Source organism: Leptospira mayottensis 200901116 (genome assembly GCF_000306675.2).
GTDB lineage: Bacteria > Spirochaetota > Leptospiria > Leptospirales > Leptospiraceae > Leptospira > Leptospira mayottensis.
In genome coordinates this window covers 2990001-3005820 of sequence record NZ_CP024871.1, presented here as the reverse complement: position 1 = coordinate 3005820, position 15820 = coordinate 2990001, and the positions used below count along the sequence as shown (strand labels likewise).

Below are 15820 nucleotides of genomic sequence, written 5' to 3'. Positions count from 1 at the left end.
TTAATTTTTCCCCGAATGTTCTTCGATTTGTTCGAGACCTAAAACCAAAATTTCGTTCCAATCGGGAACGTCCTGAGTATTCCAATTTCTCTTTTTGAACATTAATTTATCGTAAAATAGTTTAGCGACAGGATTGTCGATTAAAACCGAAGAGGTTTTGAGATCGCCGGTTTTGAATTCTAATTTTCTGCAAACGAGAGACTTGGAGAAATTGTCTAGAATTTCCGATACGATATGTTCATCTTCCACGATTCCGGAAACATTGATTCGAACGGAATCTTGTTTAGATACGAGAGTATGTATGTTGGAAAGTTCGGGAATTTCTCCGGAAAGATTGGCCGAAACGGAAAATTCTTTGAATTCTCCGGCGCAGGTGATGATTCTTTTTTGAAGAATCGGAGTTCCGTTTTTTCCGAGAGTTACGATGTTAACTGTGCGAGGTCCGAATTCTCCTGAGGAAACAACTCTTGGAGAACCTGGATAGGCTTTGAGAAGAAGGCCGGATTTTTCGGAACGTTCTCGATGGATGTGGCCGAGCGCAAGATAGTCGAACTTCGCATCCGAAAACGGTTTCGAGTCCAAGATAGAATCCGCTTCTTCCGGGGATGGACCTAGGTATTCCACCAATTTCGTATCGGTTCCGTGTAAAAGGGCGATCCGATAGTGAACCTTTTTTTCATTGAATTGAATATTCGAATAATCTAAAGTTCTGTGGAACGGAAAACCGAAAAATTCAGCTTCGACGCCGTCTATTTCCTCGATCCAAAGTTTAAAGTTGTCTGTTTTTTGCGGATACAACATCGGGGAAAGATCGACCGAGATCGGATAGGTTCCTTCAGGAATGCCTAGTTCTTCGTGATTTCCAGGGATAAAGAAAATTTTTCCTGGAAACGCTGTTAGGATCTCTTTCACTTCCACTTTGAGTGCCGCTATATCCGAGTTACGGTCAAAAAGATCTCCGCAGAAAAGTATATGTGTACATTCTTCTGCATTTGCGCTGGAAACAATTTCTTTTAGGACAGAGAGAGAATAATCTTTTTCCTTTTGACTTAGGTGTAGGTCTGCTGTGTGTAAAAATCGAATCATAATGTAATTCCTACCGTCAGAGTTTACCGGTATCCCCGGACAATATTTAAGAGATTCGGATATCTTTGAAGATTTTTTCTTCGTATCGCTAAGCCGAAGAACGGCGTATTTTGTTGGATACTGATATCTAGTAAGTTTGGTCTAAAAAAGGAATCAGGTGCTGCTCCGAGTACTGAATTACTTTTTGGATACGATCGGAAGCGTTCCATTTTTCGGAGATCATACGCGGAGTACCCCAAAGAAAAATCGCTTCTATAAAAACTTTGCGAGGATCCGGAAAGAAGGACTCGATTTTAATTTCGATTCCGTGATCTTCCGGGTTTTGAGGATCCAGGGGAGGGAGGACGAATCTGAGTCCCCCGCCTAAAATGGGTCTTCCGAGTTGTTGTAGACTGTCTCTATTCTGACGAAGTCTTTTTTCCCAAATTTCGCCGAATGCGTGTTCTGTGGAAGAGTCCACTAAGAGACGAACGGTAAGGTCGCTTTTTACCGCGTTTTTTCCCTGAATCAACCAAACTTTGTCGAATGCTTCGAGCACTCTTTCAAAATCTTCTTCGATGGATTCCAAAGAACCGTCCGGATTTTCGGAAATGATGAGAAGTTGTGTGATATTGGGGCCAGCGTTGATGAGCTGGATTGTCAGAACCGATTGAGAAAGTTGTCTTGTGAGAATGTTTTGGTTTGGTCCGTAATTGGTTCCTGTGATTTCGATTCCTAATTCTTCCAGGTTGGATTGGAACTGAAGGACCTCGGATTTGGATCGAACTAAGATCGGTAAAAATAGATCGCTGAGACCTACGTGGATGATGTTTCGATTTCGGTTCATGATTGCCGCCTGAGCCCTTTGTCTCAAACGGATTTTTTTTGAACAGAAAAGAAATCGGATCGGGACAAGAGTTATTTGAATTTCAGGAGGAATAGATCATAAAGTCCCTTTCTGGGAATTTGATTCATGCTTTGGCTCGTATATCCGGAACAATAGAGATTTCCTTGGAAGTCGAATCCGATTCCGGTACTGAGTATTAAGTTTTTGGAAGTTTCGATCTGTCGAGTCCATTCGATTTGTCCGGAAGAATTGAATTTGGCCAGGAATAGATCGTTTTTTTCTATCGATGTGTTTGTTTCATCAGTGATATTTTCACTGCTATAGCCTGTCGTAAAAATATCTCCGTTAGCATCAGTTGTAATTGCGGTAATTATGGTTTGTTTTTTCTGTGTAGAACCGAATTGTTGAATCCATTGTTGAATGCCGGACGAATCGTATTTAACTAAAAGTCCACGAAAGTTCGATTTGCTTTTGGTTTCTGATTTGAAATTACCATTACTAATCCCACCTACAAAAACGTTTCCGGATGGATCCACACTGAGAGAGAAGCTTTCGGTTGTACTGGAAGCGGAGCCCAGCTGAGCGAAGAGTTGACGATTACCGCTATTGTCGTATTTAAAAATAAAAAGGTCGAGAATGGTATTGGTTGTAAAGTTTGCTCTTCCTGAGCCGGTCACGTAAATACTATCCCTAACCTCATCAATTGTAATTCCACCGAGATAAATTGGGGGATTGGATCTATTTATCGAAATCTCTTTGACCCAAGTACGGTTACCGTTTGTATCAAACTTGATGATAAATCCGCTGGATCCGATCGGAGATTCTTTCAAAGGTGTGGTTGAATTTCCAATTATATAAGAATTTCCGAATGTATCAACAGCGATTTTTTTAACAATTGTGTTATAATTGCTTCCTATGCTGCTTGTTTGTCTTACCCAAACCTGGGATCCGTCCGAGCTGAATTTGATTAGAAATAGATCTCGTTTGCCTGAAAGCGGACTTGCAAAACTATCTTTCGTATCACCTGTGACGTACACGTTTCCATTGGAATCGATTGCGAGATCTTTAACTTCCAATTCTGTTTTTGGAGCTCCGACTTGTTTGGTCCAGATTGTATTTTTTCTGGAATCATACTTTCCAAGAATGAGATCTCGAATTCCAATCGGTTCGGCTTTATAAACACCTTTATCTGTATCTCCGGCAACATAGATAAAGCCATCGTTATCTATGGCGAGACCTTTTCCGTAGGTTTTTGCCTCCGACGTTCCGATCAACAAAGTCCATTCTAATTCTGGGAAATTTAAATTTTCAGAAAAAGGCTTTTGGGTGGAGGTTTCAGTTTCGAATTCGATTTCCGTTTCAGCTTTGAGTTCGGTTGTAGTGATTTGCTCTTCTTTTCCAAGTAAAAACTGTATCCAATAATCCTTAGTTTCTGGGTTGGAGACGTTGATTATTTCTGTTGGATAACAAGCTTGAAAAAATACAAAAAGAAAAATGGGGAAAAAAATCATAATATTTTCTAAAATTGAGTCATTTAGTATATACCGATGTAAAATGTATAAATGCTTTGCATATGTATTTCTTTTGGAATAGGGAGCTTCATCCTACTTGAGATAGAAAGGCGAACATGAGGAAAGAAAGTCGTTTGTGTGGATTGAGCAGGAGAATTTGTGCTCTATTTTAAGTGATCATCTCTTAAGGGATGTTTAAAATACCGTTAGATGGGTGCAGCTTGCAAATTGATGTCTGGTGAATTGGCGCAGAGGAGAGATATTCAGGTAATGGTTTTTGAAAAAGCCTCTGGAACTTGTTCCAAAATTTTAGAATTGTAGAAACACTTACTCGTTTAACTGTGAAAAAGCGGTTTAAAAAACTGGAAATTTTCTAAGGAGGTGTAATTGGAAGACGACTAAGCAATGATGATTTCTCTTCAGGTTTAGCCCCAACCTTCGCCGCCATCCATATCGGTCCAAAGATACCAGGAAAGGATCGTTCTAAAGGGGGAATAACTCATTAGAAAATGTTGGATTTCCTTTTTATTATCCTTGGAAATTCCATAGTGTTTTTCCACCGATTTTCTAAGAATCAGATCGTTGATGGAAAAGTGATCCCAACGATCCAAGGCGAAGATCAAAACCATTTCCGCCGTCCAAGGCCCCACGCCTTTAAAAGAGCAAAGAAGGTTTAAAACATCAGAATCTTCTAATTTACGAAGTTTTGAATCGGTGATATCCCGATTTAAATAAGCTTCGGCGATTCGTTTGATTGTTTCTGTCTTAGCTTGGGAAACTCCTATCTTTTTCAATTTCCCGTTTGGAATCATTAGAATCTGATTCGGAGAGGGAATTTTTTTACTTCCTGCCAGAGAAATCAATCTACGTTCGAAGGTTAGGGCAACTTTAACAGAGAGTTGTTGACCCAGAACGGATTTGATCAAAACCTGATAAGGATTACCTATGGTTTGTAATTTACAAGGTCCGATGGAATCGATCAGTTTTTTTGTGGTTGAATCTTTTTTACGAAGCCAATTGGACGCTTTTTGAAGACGGATATTCCTATCTTCTAAAACGGAAGAAGAACGTTTTTTAGGATTGGGAAATTGAGAAGAATCTGGAAGAGGCATTCAGATTTGAAAACACGGGTTATACTCTTTTTTTGAGTTTGTTTTCCATTTGGGATTTTTTTCTATAAATATGGACTAACTTTTCCAGTTCGACTAAATCAGTACAGCTAAGTTTACCCTGATCAAGCTTGATCCATTTGTTTTTAGTCAAAAGATCTAGGACCAGATTCTCGTCTTTCGGGTAGGAGAGACCGACCATTTTGATTAAATCCTTCGTGCCGATTTCAAAGTTATACGAAATTTTCGGGGCTATCTTGATTCTATTCTTTTCTACAAGAGTCAACAGAGTATCCGCGATTCTACCTTGAGGATCGTTGATCATTAAGTTTGCAAGTTGTTTGTAAGCGGTCCAAATTCTTTCGGAGAGAAGAGTGATCAAACGGGTTGCGAGTTGTGGTTGAGCTTTGACCATCCCTTCGAAGTTGGCCTTGTTGATCGCGAGAAGTTGGACGTGACCCCATGCGATCGCTGAAGCGGATCTCGGTTTGTTATCAAGAAGCGCCATTTCGCCGAAAATATCTCCATTCTGAAGAACCGCGAGTAATACTTCGTTTTTATCCACAATCTTTGTGATTTTTACCTTACCGTTTTGAATGATATACAGTTCTCTACCGGGTTCGTGCTCACAAAAGATCATCTCGTTGTCCGCGTACATACGATTGAACTTCGTAAGATCGATTGTGGGAGCTTGCATCGGTTGATTCATCGTTTGTAATTTCAGTTTTGCCTGAGTAGCAAACGGACCGTTCGGAAGATATTGAAGATATTTTTGGAATGCGTAAGCGGCGTGATGGTTGTTCTTCTGATTGAAGTAGTTTTCACCGATGTTGTAGAGTTCGTTCGGATCTTCTTCCACTGCGGAGCGGAATGTTAGGCGTGTGATTGTCTGGTCGAATTGGCGAAGTTTCATCGAAAAATAGCGGATGATTTTCATCGCAACCGGAGTGTTTCTTTGAATGAGAGTTCCGAATTGATCGTAACTCACCTCGATCACCGAAACGTCGGTGAGTGCCACTGCGGATTCGATTTGGGCGTGTTGGCTCATAGCGGCGACGACGCCGAAAAAGTCCCCTGGGCCTTGAACGGAATTTGGATCTTCGCCGACGACCGGGTTTTCTCTGCCTATCTTTACCTTCCCTTCTCGAATAATAAAGAAACTAGGAGAATCTTTTTTACCCTCTACGATAATATAGGAGCCCTTTTGGAAATTAACGATTTGGAAGATGCCTGTGGACATGCTGTTATGTTAATATTTTTTTTAAAAATCAGAATTCAACTGTTTTCATTATCGGTTTTCAGGAACCGAATCTCGAAAAAAAGAAGTATTTTCTCCACATTCCGACGTTTCTGTTTTTGAATCGTTTAAAATATCCCATTCCGAGAGTTCCACGAATGCTTTTTCGGCGAGTTCTCTGGAAAAGGACTGAGTGCAGATGGATTTGAAAACTTCTTTCGCTTTGTTCTTTTCCCCGATTTCGAGATAAAGTTTACCGACTTCGAAAAATGCGTTTAAACCTTGAGAAGAGGTCGGTTCCTGAGAATATTGATGCAAATTGATTTCGAGGACTTTTTCCGGTCGGCCAAGCCTGGAGTAATTGTTTTTTAGAATCTGATAGGCCTTATATTTGAGTTTGCTTGTCGGATAAAGAATCAGGAAATTTTTAATTTCCTCGATGGATCTGTGGAATTTTCGGTCTTTATGAGCTTCTTCTGCGATCCTAAGTAGGTTTTCGGCTTGAGTTTCCTGAAGAGGGCCGATTTCCGAACTCAAAGAGCCGGAAAAGAGAATCCAGGTTAAGGATAAAATAATCAAAAATTCTATCCGAAAAAGCTTGAGGAAAACGTTTCTAAACTTGATATTTTTTTTCCTAAGCCGAGTGTGTAGCTCTCTACGGATTTCCTCTAAGATTACTCCTTGGTGTGCATTTGGCAGCGGGAACCTGATTTTGTTGTCGTTTCGAATCACTTTTCCACAGGGAGGTGTTTGAGATTTGTAACAAACTGTAAGGAAAATGAAGAATCTTTTGGCCTGCAAAATAAAGCTCCGGAGGGAAAAATATGCCTCCTACTAAAGAATTATCTGCAGGTTTTTCGAAAAAGTTGATTACTTTTTCTGATCGATTGATTTGCGGTGGCGTTCGCAGAGTCTGTAGAGTTTTCCGGAAGAAGGGTTCTTTTTGGAGACTTTCGTTCCGCATACGATACAAAGGCCATTATTTCTTCTTTTTTGGTATAAAAGTTGAACCCTTTCGGCGCCGGACAGATTGTATTTGCTAATTTGTATTCTAAATCCTTTATATAAGTAATTGCCTACGGCTTCAATGGATTGGGATTTGACGCCTGTTATCAGGGATTCAAGATCGTCTTTTGAGATTTTTTTCGGTTTCATACTCATATTTATGACGAAATCACCTAATTAAAATTACAGAAAAAAATAAACGTTGAATCTTTTTTTAGAAAATCACTCTAAGATGGATTAAAAATAGATAAATCTCTGCAATTCGTGATTTGAAGGGAAGTTTTATCTGAACGGGGATGGATTTATAAAGGTTCCTTCTATTCGATGATCTAAACAATAAAAAGTCTTTTCAACTTAAATCGAAACTACTGAGCGCTGCATAAGATTGCGCCTAAAAGGCAGATTTTGTGCTAAGATTTCACGAGTCACTAAAGCAGGACATAGTAAAACGTAATCATTTGAAATAAATTCTTGTCAAGATAAGAACGAAGTAATTAGGTCATGAACCTTTTATTGTTTCGATTGCGGGATAGTATAACAAGACGAAAGGTGAATAGATTTGATATTGATTTCTCTGTTTACTTTTGACAAGAAATCAAACAATCATTTGAGAAATCTGAGTTTAAAAACGACTAAAGGCTTGCAAAAAATGATTGTGGCTCTTAGGTTAAACGGATATGTTTTGAAAGAAACCAAGGAGATTTCTATGAAGAATCTGCAATTGCTCTCGAACGAATCGAATCGAAGTTCCTTCCAAACTCAAAAACAAATTACTTCAAATCTCAAGTTTATCTATAGGTTTTTTTGTCTTATAACTATACTTTCGATTTTAATTGTGAATATAGGTTGTAAACCGAGTGTAAAAGACCAAGTTGAAAAGATATTATCCGATCGGGAGATTCCACTTGAGGAAAAAATTCGCCAAACGTCGTTCCTGTTGTTAGGCGACCGTTTGAAAGAAATCGAAATATCTCCGAGTATTTCACCTACTGGGGATAAAATGGACACAGTAAAAGTAACACTTGCGGTGGGAGGAAATACTGCCCTTACGTTTTTGGGACAGAAGGAATATAAGGAAAGAATGAAGTTGGAAGTGGCTTTATTATCCTTTCGGATCTTACAGACTCTCAAAAATCTTCCCATAGAAAGTTTCAGGATAAGCATCGTAAAACCGTATTATGTGAAAAATTCTCCGACAGATTCCATAGAAGAGTTCGAAGTGTTTCGGGCGAAAATGGAAAAGAATTCCCTGATTCAAATTAAGGGATTTGAAACCGTGGATTCGTTTGCCGCGGATTCTTACGATTCGCCCGAACCTGAGGTCTTGGACGTAATGGTTCAAATCGTTCGATCTTGGAAAGTGGAATTGGACGAGTTAAATCGTGTGGAAATAAAATAGGGCTTCTTCACTTCTTCTAAAACCTCAAATGTAAAAATACTTACGGGATTTAATTAACAACAATAAAATCCGTAAGAAAGTTCATGAATCATTAAAGGAACGTAATTTATACGAATTCCTACGCTTTATTGCGAACTTATGGAATGATTGTAACTGATTTTCTTAAGGTTTTGCGGATTTCCGTATCATAGAATTTCCAAGACTAACGGAAGTTCGTGCTAAAGCCGCGCGGCTCTTTTCTGTGTGGTAGGATGAGTTCATAATAAAAAAACAATGTTCTCGGAGTTTCCTTCTGCATTATTTTCAAATTTTAAAATATACTAATTTATAATTATAATTCTTTATATGCGGTTTGTTTTGTAAGTTTTCTATTTTATGTCAATCGATAGAAAGAAATGTTTTGAGATTTTGCACCTGTTTTTGGATATTCTGAAATAGAATATTTTAATCTTTTTGAATATTCATAAAACGTGTTATATAAATTGAAAATATTTATTCGCTTTTGTTAAAAAAGTTAATTTTTGTTGGCATTATTTCCGCGATATTGGTAAATAAAGTCGAATTTGAAAGGAATGGTTCTTTTTATGAATTTGAAAAAAGGGAATTCGGAAATTTACGAGTTTAAAGACATTATCACGGATTTTGAAATAAGATTCCTCACCGATGCGAGTAGAAACAATCCCAATCATTTTGTATGGATTCGATGTCTAATTATGTTCGGATTAAAATCAGAAGAGCTGGTTTCTTTACGTTGTAGTGATGTTGACTTGGAAAATAAATTATTGAAAGTTCGCGGATTTCAAGGGAGAAAGGATCGTTACCTCAAAATTTCGCCTTTTTTACTTAGGGATTTTTACGGAGCGACCCGGGGTAAAACTCCGGAGGAATACGTATTCCCGGGAAGAAAAGGGAAGTTACATCCTAAAACGATTCAGAAATTTTTCGAAAAATTAAAACGTAAAACGAATATCGAAGTAAGTTGTTCTAAAATTCGAAAAACGATAGCCATTCGACTTCACTCAAGAGGGGATTCGATTCAATTGATCGGTGAATTTCTAGGATTGAAAACGAGGCGCGCTGTCTATAAATTGGTCGGGAAAAAATCGAGGTTCAGATCGGTGAAAAGTTTTTCCTTGGATGAAATTATAGATATTGGAACTTAAAAATGAGTTGTAAACGAATTCCGAAACCTTAATTTAGGTTTAATTCTCCAAAAGGAAGCCATTTTTTGGAAATCAAAACGAAAAAGATTGGTAAGCATATTCTGGTGGCGCTCAACGGAAGGCTGGATATCGGACATTCAGACGAGGTGGAAGCGAAGTTGCTGGACGATGTTCAGTCCGGACAGGGTGATATTTTGATCAACCTGGAAAATATTTCTTACATTTCCTCCTCTGGAATCCGTATCTTTGTCGGTATGGTCAGGGAATTAGAAAAGCAGGGAAGAAAGTTGAAGCTTTGTTGCATTACTCCTCCTGTAAAAAAGGTATTCGATGTGGTCGAACTATTGGATCTGTTTGAAGTTTATGAAACAGAAAGTTCTGCGCTCGATTCTCTTGCTTAAAATCCGGGATTGCCATTCGGGTTTTTATGTCCCGGAAAACGCTCGCTATTATTTCATCTAAAACACTTTCCTGGATATTGCCGTCTCTTTTAGTATTACTTTTCGTATGGATTTTATATAACGATCGGCTTGAATTTCCTCCGGTTTGGCCGGACGAAGTTTTATTTTTTTCCCCTTCGCAAGACTTTGCGGAATTTGGAACTCTTCGAACTCGGGTTTTAGAAGGTTTGATTCCAGGAATGGAAGATACGACTTTGTGGATGCCACCGTTGTATTTTTTTTCCGGCGGTCTTTGGATGAAGTATGTGTTTCCGGGAATTGTCGGACTTCGTTTATTCACACTTGTAGTTGCTGCGCTTTGTATTTTAATTTTTTACGGGATTTTATTTAGAATCGGATTTTCTTTGTTGTCCGCGCTATTTGCCGGTTTGTTGCTCGTTACGGACCTATTATTTTTGAGAGTGGGAACGATGGCAAGGATGGAGATGCTTTGTCTGTTTTTCGCATTAGCAAGTTTATTCCTTTTGGTTCGCACCGCTTTGGATGAGGATCCAAAACCTGTCGGGAAAGTTGAAGCTTTGTTTTCCGGAATTTTTCTTGGGCTGTCTTTTCTTTCTCATCCGTTCGGTTCTGTGTTTGGAGTTCCTTCCTTGTATCTCCTTTGGAGAAGAAAATCTTTGTCGACGTCTTTGTTTTGGGTCGGAGGGATCTTTCCCCTTGCGATTTGGATCATTTGGCTGGTTCCTCATTGGAGTTCGTTTTTATTCCAGTTCGGATTGCAGTTCGGAAGGAAGAAGGAGCTTTTCACTTTGTTTTCCATCCTCACGAAGATCAAGATTTTGATCGGAGGATATGAAAATCCGGGGGTTAGGATTTTATTTTACATTTTTCTTTTGATGGGAATCGGAATCAATCGAAGGTTGTTGAGGGAGCGCTTTTTATTTCTTTTTGTTTGGATTTTTGGGACTCTTGTATTTTTGTTTTTATCCACCGAATTTTATTACGTGATGTATCTTACCCTTCCGCTTTCTGCATTAGGTGGAATGTTGTTTGAAGAATCCGATCGTAAGAGAGTGATTTACGTAGGTTCAGGGCTTTTATTTTGTAATTTGATCGTTTTGTTTCTAGCATATCGAAAAGTTGGTTTTATCAATTCGGAGTTCGATCTTGGAAAGAAATTTTCGGAAGAAATCGCGGCTGAATTGAGATATTCCAAGAAAGTTTATCTTCAGGCGATTCCTGATCCGTATTTTTATCTAAGGGAAAGGTATCCGGATCAGAAAATTTTGGAATTTATTCCGGGTGAACTTCCGGTTCCTTCGGAGAGGTTTGCGGGTACTTTAGATTCCATCGATACGTTTGTTTTCAGCGAAGGGACGAAACGGAATGATACTGTGGAAAATTATCTTAAGGAAAATTCGTCTTCTTTTTATAAAAAAAACGTTTCCGTTTCTCCTTCCACGACTCGAAAATTGATCCGCGCTCAGGCGGAAATTTATCTCCGGAAAAAAAAATGAACTCTTTTTGGCTTCGTAGATTTCTTCAATTTCAGAATATTCTATTTTTCTTATTGATTTCCTGTGTCGGTAAGGAGAGTGATCAGCACGGACTTTCGTTTCTATTACCTTTGACGGGCCCGCTTTTGAAAGTGGGGATCATCGGAGATTCTTTATCCCAAGAATCGGACGGTTTTGGACTGAGAGAAAAACTTGGCTTCCGATTTACGGTTACTGATTATTCGGTTTCAGGAAGATACGTTCCCGCTTGGCTTCAGACGATTGGGACTGCTTTGACTGAACGACAAGATCTTTTAATTTTAGAATTGGGGACGAATGATGTTTCCGGCTATCCCATCGACCAATTTCCGAAGAATTACGAGAATCTCCTCAGCTTAATCCAATCTCGTAGTAACGCAATGATCTTAGTCACGATTCTTCCGCCTACGTTTCAACCCGGCTATAGAGCAAATATCTTGCAGATTAATTCGTATCTGAAGGGGCTAAGCTCTCGCTATCCAACTGCGGATATGGAGTCCGTTTTTTTAGAGAGAGAAAATACGATTCCTTTGTATTCGCAAACGGACCTTGTTCATCCGAATCCAGTCGGATACGAATTAATGGGAACCGTCTATACGGATGTGATTCACAAACTCTACATCAAATAATAATAAGAAATCTTGAATTTCTGTCAAAGTGTACTCCGGACTTTAAATTAAGACAAAATGGCGCCCCTTCTGGGCTTGAAAACCGTGGGTTAGATGCAAGCATTTACCACAAAACAAGAAAACCAACAGAAGGAACGTAATGAAAAGAAAAATATATGTAGGAATGGATGTCCACAAAGAAACGATTAGAATTGCGTGTTTAACGAACAATACAAAGGAAATAGTAAAAGAACAGCAGATAAAACATAATGAGGTTCAGATCAAAAAGTTCGTCAATAAACTAAAATCAGAATGGAACGAGATACATAGTTGTTACGAGGCGGGAGTAACCGGTTATCCACTTTACAGATATCTAAAGTCTTTGGGAGTGAACTGTATCCTTGTAGCACCCGGAAAGATACCAAGACAAAGCTCGGATAAGATCAAAACGGATAAGAGAGACGCGATCAAATTAGCAAAATTATTACGAAGTGGAGAATTAGAATCGATTCATGTACCGAGTGAAGAGGACGAAGCGGTAAGAGATTATTTGAGATCCCGTGACAGCCTTCGTTTGGATTTAGGAAGGAATCGTCAAAGGTTAATGAAATTCTTATTAAGAAAGGGTATAACTTACTCAGCAACAAAGTATTGGACAGTCAGTCATAACAAATGGTTGAACAATCTACAGTTTAACAACGAGATCCTTCAAGAGACGTTTAACGACTATTATAGTCGAGTAAGAGTTCAAGAAGAGAATTTAAAAGCGATGGATAAGAGGATACAAGAGATAGCGGAAAGTGAACCGTATCGAGAGAAAGTAGGAATATTAAGATGTTTCCGAGGAGTGGATTATCTAACCGCAATGTTTTTACTTTGTGAGGTTTGTGACTTCAAACGATTCAAAACAGCCGGTTCGTTCATGAGTTTTTTAGGACTTGTTCCGGGAGAATATTCCAGCGGTTCCAAAAGAAAACAAACAGGGATAACAAAAACAGGAAGTCCCAGACTTCGAAGAATATTGACAGAAGCAGCTTGGCAACATCGTTTCCCTGGAACAGGAAGTAAGATTGTAACCGCACGTAGATCGGGACAACCTGCGTTAGTTGTTGCTTTGGCGGAAAAAGCATCTCTCAGATTACACAAGAAGTTTCGTAATCTACAGCAAAGAGGAAAAACTCCTCAGGTAATGATAACGGCAGTTTCAAGAGAGTTATCCGGATTTCTTTGGGCGGCGATGAATCTGGTTGCATAGAGTTAGAGTAATGTTTCATCCAATAATTGAATTCGTTAGAGAAGATGTACGATAAAGGAGGAATACTTGTTGGCTCAGTGTTGAAGCAAATTTGAATTTCAAATTTGACCTTCGTTTTAAGACTAAGAACAGCTCCCGATGTATAGATTATCCTGCGGTATCCAACCCGCGAATATCAGTCTGATCAATCGTCGCGAATGCTTTTCTCTAACGAGTTAAATTATTGGGTGATTAAAAAAAATGCGAAAAAATATTTACAGCTCCGGATGGGGGCGCCATATCAGAGCTTGTCTTAAAAACCTTTAAAGAAATCAGTTACAATCATTCAATAAGTTCGTAATAAAATATAGAAGTTCCCACAAATTACGTCTTTTTGATAGTTTACGAGCTTTCGAGCATATTTTATAATCGTTAAGTTCTCGTCGAGGTTCCTATATTTTGAGGTTTTACAAGCTCTAATGTGAGTTCGGTGTAAGAAAGTGTTTTCATTTTTTCTATAAAAATATAGGTATTTGAAGCGTAAAAATCTGGCCTTGCTTACAAGAGCAGTGTAAAAGCTCTAAATTTTTTATCAGACTTTTGTAAAATCTTCGCTTCTATAGTAGTTCCTGAGTAATCAGTTTTTTTATGGAAAAATTAAATTTACGAGACAAGTTACTTACACCGAGCTCACGTTAGTTTGCGGGATAACCTCTGCAAATAGAAAATATTCTTACGCCGGACTCCTGTAAAAATAAATCGGTTACAGTGGGAAATCTTAATATCTTGAAACTGCTTTTAGTCTGAGTTAGTATATTTGCAATTTAGAATATACGGATTGAATATTTGTGCTACATATAATCTTCCCTCGAATGGAACCGCGGTGCTTCCGGCTGAAATCAAATCTCCTGAAGTCGCAAACACTTCCTGAAAATTTCCGTCAGGAAAAATTCGAAACACCTGAGTCGGAGAATGGTAGTTCGGGTTTTTCACGTGTCTTAGAAATCGATACGTGGAACTATGGCCGACTACGAAAATTCTTCCCTGGGAATCCAGCTCAAGGTTGTCGGGACCGGAGGAATGAATGTGAATTCTTTTGGGTTCTTCCAATACAGGCTTTCCCTGTTCTCTTCGGATCGGAAATTGAAATACGCTTTTATCCGAGTATCCGGATCTATATAGGAATTCCTTTCCTTTAGAATCTTTTGTGTATAAAATTCCGTTTCCGAAAGAAAGAGGATTTCCGAGGTTGGACCAGTTTTTACCGTCGTAATGCGAAATTTCCCCGCGCTTGAATCCGAACAGATCGTCCCAGAGGTATCTTGGGACTCCTCCGGTTCCATGGTCGTTAGAAAGGAAGATTTCATTTTCAGATACTACAAAAAGATCGTTGGGACTGGTGAGTAATGGGTCCGTAAGAGTTTCTACATGCGACCATTCTTTTCCTTTCCGTTCGAAGATTTCGATTGTGTGAACTTCGTAGAATTTTGGATGAGAAATTACATAGAGTCTGTAAGTGTCCTTGGTCTTGAGAAGACTAATCCCGTGAGGTCGGAACTCCGGAGGATATTTCACGGAAAGTTCCGTTGGAACGGAAGGGTTTTTCAGATCGATCGTAAAGATTTTCCCGAGTTGGTTCTTAATTCTTCTTTCATGACTTGAGACATATAGAATTTTTTCTTCTCGATCAATTGCCAGATCTTCCGGACCCGGGAGTCCTTCGATTTTCATACAATCGGCTCCTGAAGGACCTACAGATTTGATTTCTGTACCGCAATTCAAAAAAAAGTTAAGGGTAAAAAGTGGAATTATCCTGAAAAAAAGAAGAAAAGAGTTCTTACGCTTTTCAGTTTGTTTTGGCAAATTGGATTGTTTCATATTATTTTTGGTTTTAAACTTCCTGAAAATCCAAAGATAAATAAGAAAGAAAGGAAAAAAGTAATTGCCATTTTTGTGCAGTGCATAAAAATAACAATCGAGATCCTCAAGAGTAAATTGAGAGGTTATTGTATGGAAAACAAAAAATTAAACGATATAATTAATGTAGGAATTGGAGCTGTTCAAACTTCTCGTGAAATTTTCGATAAACTCGTGGATGACTTGAATCAAGGTAAAGAAAAGATCGAAGTAAGATTTGATCAATTAAAGACTCAAGGAGAGAAGGACATGAGCGAAAGCGCTCTGAAATTAAAAATCAATTTAGCTTGGGGATTGGTTCGATTTGAGGAGATCCGGGACAACATCCTCAGTCATTTTATCAAAAGGTAAAAGCCTTGTTAAATTGAAGTGTTCTATCCTTTGTTCTCTGGACTTTAATTTTCGCCAGAGAAAGATTGAATCAAAGGAAATTATGCTCTTCTTTCGTTTTCTTGGACTTCTACCACAGAGTTTTGGAAAAAAAAGTTCTCTCAAAGAAAATTTCATATCTAAGTGTTGAACCTTTCATTCTTATTCCCAAAGAATTTAAAGTCTGTCTCAAACCCAAATCCTGAAAAAAATCAATTCTAATCAATTCAATAAGTTTGTAATAAAACGTAGTTGTTAGGAGTTAGTCTTAAAATCAGGTTTATAGAAATCAAACTGTTTGATAAACGAAATGAGGAGTAAAAAGTTCTAAATACTGATGAAGCCGAACATTGTTGTAAAGAAAAACATCCAAATTTAAATCTCGAATGCGTTTCTTGAACTAAATTTGCGGGGAGAGGC

At 38.5% G+C, this 15820-nt stretch carries 15 protein-coding genes and 1 pseudogene; 8 read left to right on the top strand and 8 right to left on the bottom strand.

Features of this window, described 5'->3' with window-relative positions; translation table 11 throughout:
* The 7 genes from LEP1GSC190_RS13680 to LEP1GSC190_RS13650 all read right to left on the bottom strand — a co-directional run bounded on the left by LEP1GSC190_RS13680 (position 1) and on the right by LEP1GSC190_RS13650 (position 6924).
* Positions 1 to 1086 (bottom strand): metallophosphoesterase family protein, encoded by a 1086-nt coding sequence (locus LEP1GSC190_RS13680; protein WP_002746803.1) that lies wholly within the window; start codon positions 1084 to 1086, stop codon positions 1 to 3.
* Positions 1087 to 1213: 127 nt separating this feature from the next.
* Complete coding sequence (locus tag LEP1GSC190_RS13675) at positions 1214 to 1912, bottom strand: hypothetical protein (protein ID WP_002746911.1); 699 nt, start codon at positions 1910 to 1912, stop codon at positions 1214 to 1216.
* A 71-nt stretch (positions 1913 to 1983) separates the two neighbouring features.
* Positions 1984 to 3423: an SBBP repeat beta-propeller lipoprotein, LipL53 family gene (locus LEP1GSC190_RS13670; RefSeq protein WP_002746887.1), complete on the bottom strand. Its 1440-nt coding sequence runs from the start codon at positions 3421 to 3423 to the stop codon at positions 1984 to 1986.
* A 425-nt stretch (positions 3424 to 3848) separates the two neighbouring features.
* Entirely contained in the window at positions 3849 to 4535 is a 687-nt protein-coding gene (locus LEP1GSC190_RS13665) for a DNA-3-methyladenine glycosylase family protein (protein WP_002746744.1), read from the bottom strand.
* A 19-nt stretch (positions 4536 to 4554) separates the two neighbouring features.
* The gene (locus LEP1GSC190_RS13660; RefSeq protein WP_002620196.1) at positions 4555 to 5772 is read right to left on the bottom strand and encodes a cyclic nucleotide-binding domain-containing protein; all 1218 of its coding nucleotides are present in this window, start codon (positions 5770 to 5772) and stop codon (positions 4555 to 4557) included.
* 48 nt (positions 5773 to 5820) lie between these two features.
* Positions 5821 to 6480: a tetratricopeptide repeat protein gene (locus tag LEP1GSC190_RS13655; protein WP_420844311.1), complete on the bottom strand. Its 660-nt coding sequence runs from the start codon at positions 6478 to 6480 to the stop codon at positions 5821 to 5823.
* Between the two features lie 159 nt (positions 6481 to 6639).
* Positions 6640 to 6924 carry an LIC10235 family protein gene (locus tag LEP1GSC190_RS13650; protein WP_002620102.1) on the bottom strand — a complete coding sequence of 95 codons (285 nt, stop codon included), beginning with the start codon at positions 6922 to 6924 and terminating at the stop codon, positions 6640 to 6642.
* 556 nt (positions 6925 to 7480) lie between these two features.
* On the opposite strand from LEP1GSC190_RS13650, the gene LEP1GSC190_RS13640 reads away from it, so the two are divergent.
* From LEP1GSC190_RS13640 to LEP1GSC190_RS21180, 7 genes and pseudogenes are all read left to right on the top strand, one after another.
* Positions 7481 to 8173, top strand: coding sequence for a hypothetical protein (locus LEP1GSC190_RS13640; RefSeq protein ID WP_036037188.1), 693 nt, complete (start codon positions 7481 to 7483; stop codon positions 8171 to 8173).
* Positions 8174 to 8757: 584 nt separating this feature from the next.
* Positions 8758 to 9336, top strand: a complete 579-nt coding sequence (locus LEP1GSC190_RS13635; protein ID WP_002764571.1) for a tyrosine-type recombinase/integrase — start codon at positions 8758 to 8760, stop codon at positions 9334 to 9336.
* Positions 9337 to 9401: 65 nt separating this feature from the next.
* On the top strand, positions 9402 to 9737 hold the full coding sequence (locus LEP1GSC190_RS13630) for an STAS domain-containing protein (RefSeq protein WP_002746854.1): 336 nt from the start codon (positions 9402 to 9404) through the stop codon (positions 9735 to 9737).
* A 26-nt stretch (positions 9738 to 9763) separates the two neighbouring features.
* Positions 9764 to 11254: an ArnT family glycosyltransferase gene (locus LEP1GSC190_RS13625; RefSeq protein ID WP_036047857.1), complete on the top strand. Its 1491-nt coding sequence runs from the start codon at positions 9764 to 9766 to the stop codon at positions 11252 to 11254.
* Positions 11251 to 11901: an SGNH/GDSL hydrolase family protein gene (locus tag LEP1GSC190_RS13620; RefSeq protein WP_002746871.1), complete on the top strand. Its 651-nt coding sequence runs from the start codon at positions 11251 to 11253 to the stop codon at positions 11899 to 11901. Before LEP1GSC190_RS13625 ends, LEP1GSC190_RS13620 begins: the two co-directional genes overlap by 4 nt.
* Positions 11902 to 12040: 139 nt before the next feature.
* Complete coding sequence (locus LEP1GSC190_RS13615) at positions 12041 to 13135, top strand: IS110 family RNA-guided transposase (RefSeq protein ID WP_002744987.1); 1095 nt, start codon at positions 12041 to 12043, stop codon at positions 13133 to 13135.
* Between the two features lie 197 nt (positions 13136 to 13332).
* Positions 13333 to 13428 (top strand): annotated as a pseudogene (locus LEP1GSC190_RS21180) (histidine kinase); the annotation flags it as partial.
* Between the two features lie 484 nt (positions 13429 to 13912).
* Here the strand turns inward: LEP1GSC190_RS21180 and LEP1GSC190_RS13610 are convergent.
* Positions 13913 to 14992: an SMP-30/gluconolactonase/LRE family protein gene (locus LEP1GSC190_RS13610; RefSeq protein WP_002746801.1), complete on the bottom strand. Its 1080-nt coding sequence runs from the start codon at positions 14990 to 14992 to the stop codon at positions 13913 to 13915.
* 132 nt (positions 14993 to 15124) lie between these two features.
* Between LEP1GSC190_RS13610 and LEP1GSC190_RS13605 the strand changes: the two genes are divergently transcribed.
* Positions 15125 to 15382: an LIMLP_16025 family protein gene (locus tag LEP1GSC190_RS13605; protein ID WP_002746932.1), complete on the top strand. Its 258-nt coding sequence runs from the start codon at positions 15125 to 15127 to the stop codon at positions 15380 to 15382.
* The last annotated feature ends 438 nt before the right edge of the window (positions 15383 to 15820 follow it).

Bases quoted from the DNA above. Each gene is read 5' to 3' on its own strand.
- LEP1GSC190_RS13610 (WP_002746801.1), bottom strand. From the start codon at position 14,992: ATGAAACAATCCAATTTGCCAAAACAAACTGAAAAGCGTAAGAACTCT.
- LEP1GSC190_RS13635 (WP_002764571.1), top strand. From the start codon at position 8,758: ATGAATTTGAAAAAAGGGAATTCGGAAATTTACGAGTTTAAAGACATT.
- LEP1GSC190_RS13680 (WP_002746803.1), bottom strand. From the start codon at position 1,086: ATGATTCGATTTTTACACACAGCAGACCTACACCTAAGTCAAAAGGAA.
- LEP1GSC190_RS13615 (WP_002744987.1), top strand. From the start codon at position 12,041: ATGAAAAGAAAAATATATGTAGGAATGGATGTCCACAAAGAAACGATT.
- LEP1GSC190_RS13650 (WP_002620102.1), bottom strand. From the start codon at position 6,924: ATGAAACCGAAAAAAATCTCAAAAGACGATCTTGAATCCCTGATAACA.
- LEP1GSC190_RS13640 (WP_036037188.1), top strand. From the start codon at position 7,481: ATGAAGAATCTGCAATTGCTCTCGAACGAATCGAATCGAAGTTCCTTC.
- LEP1GSC190_RS13625 (WP_036047857.1), top strand. From the start codon at position 9,764: ATGTCCCGGAAAACGCTCGCTATTATTTCATCTAAAACACTTTCCTGG.
- LEP1GSC190_RS13665 (WP_002746744.1), bottom strand. From the start codon at position 4,535: ATGCCTCTTCCAGATTCTTCTCAATTTCCCAATCCTAAAAAACGTTCT.
- LEP1GSC190_RS13605 (WP_002746932.1), top strand. From the start codon at position 15,125: ATGGAAAACAAAAAATTAAACGATATAATTAATGTAGGAATTGGAGCT.
- LEP1GSC190_RS13660 (WP_002620196.1), bottom strand. From the start codon at position 5,772: ATGTCCACAGGCATCTTCCAAATCGTTAATTTCCAAAAGGGCTCCTAT.
- LEP1GSC190_RS13670 (WP_002746887.1), bottom strand. From the start codon at position 3,423: ATGATTTTTTTCCCCATTTTTCTTTTTGTATTTTTTCAAGCTTGTTAT.
- LEP1GSC190_RS13675 (WP_002746911.1), bottom strand. From the start codon at position 1,912: ATGAACCGAAATCGAAACATCATCCACGTAGGTCTCAGCGATCTATTT.
- LEP1GSC190_RS13620 (WP_002746871.1), top strand. From the start codon at position 11,251: ATGAACTCTTTTTGGCTTCGTAGATTTCTTCAATTTCAGAATATTCTA.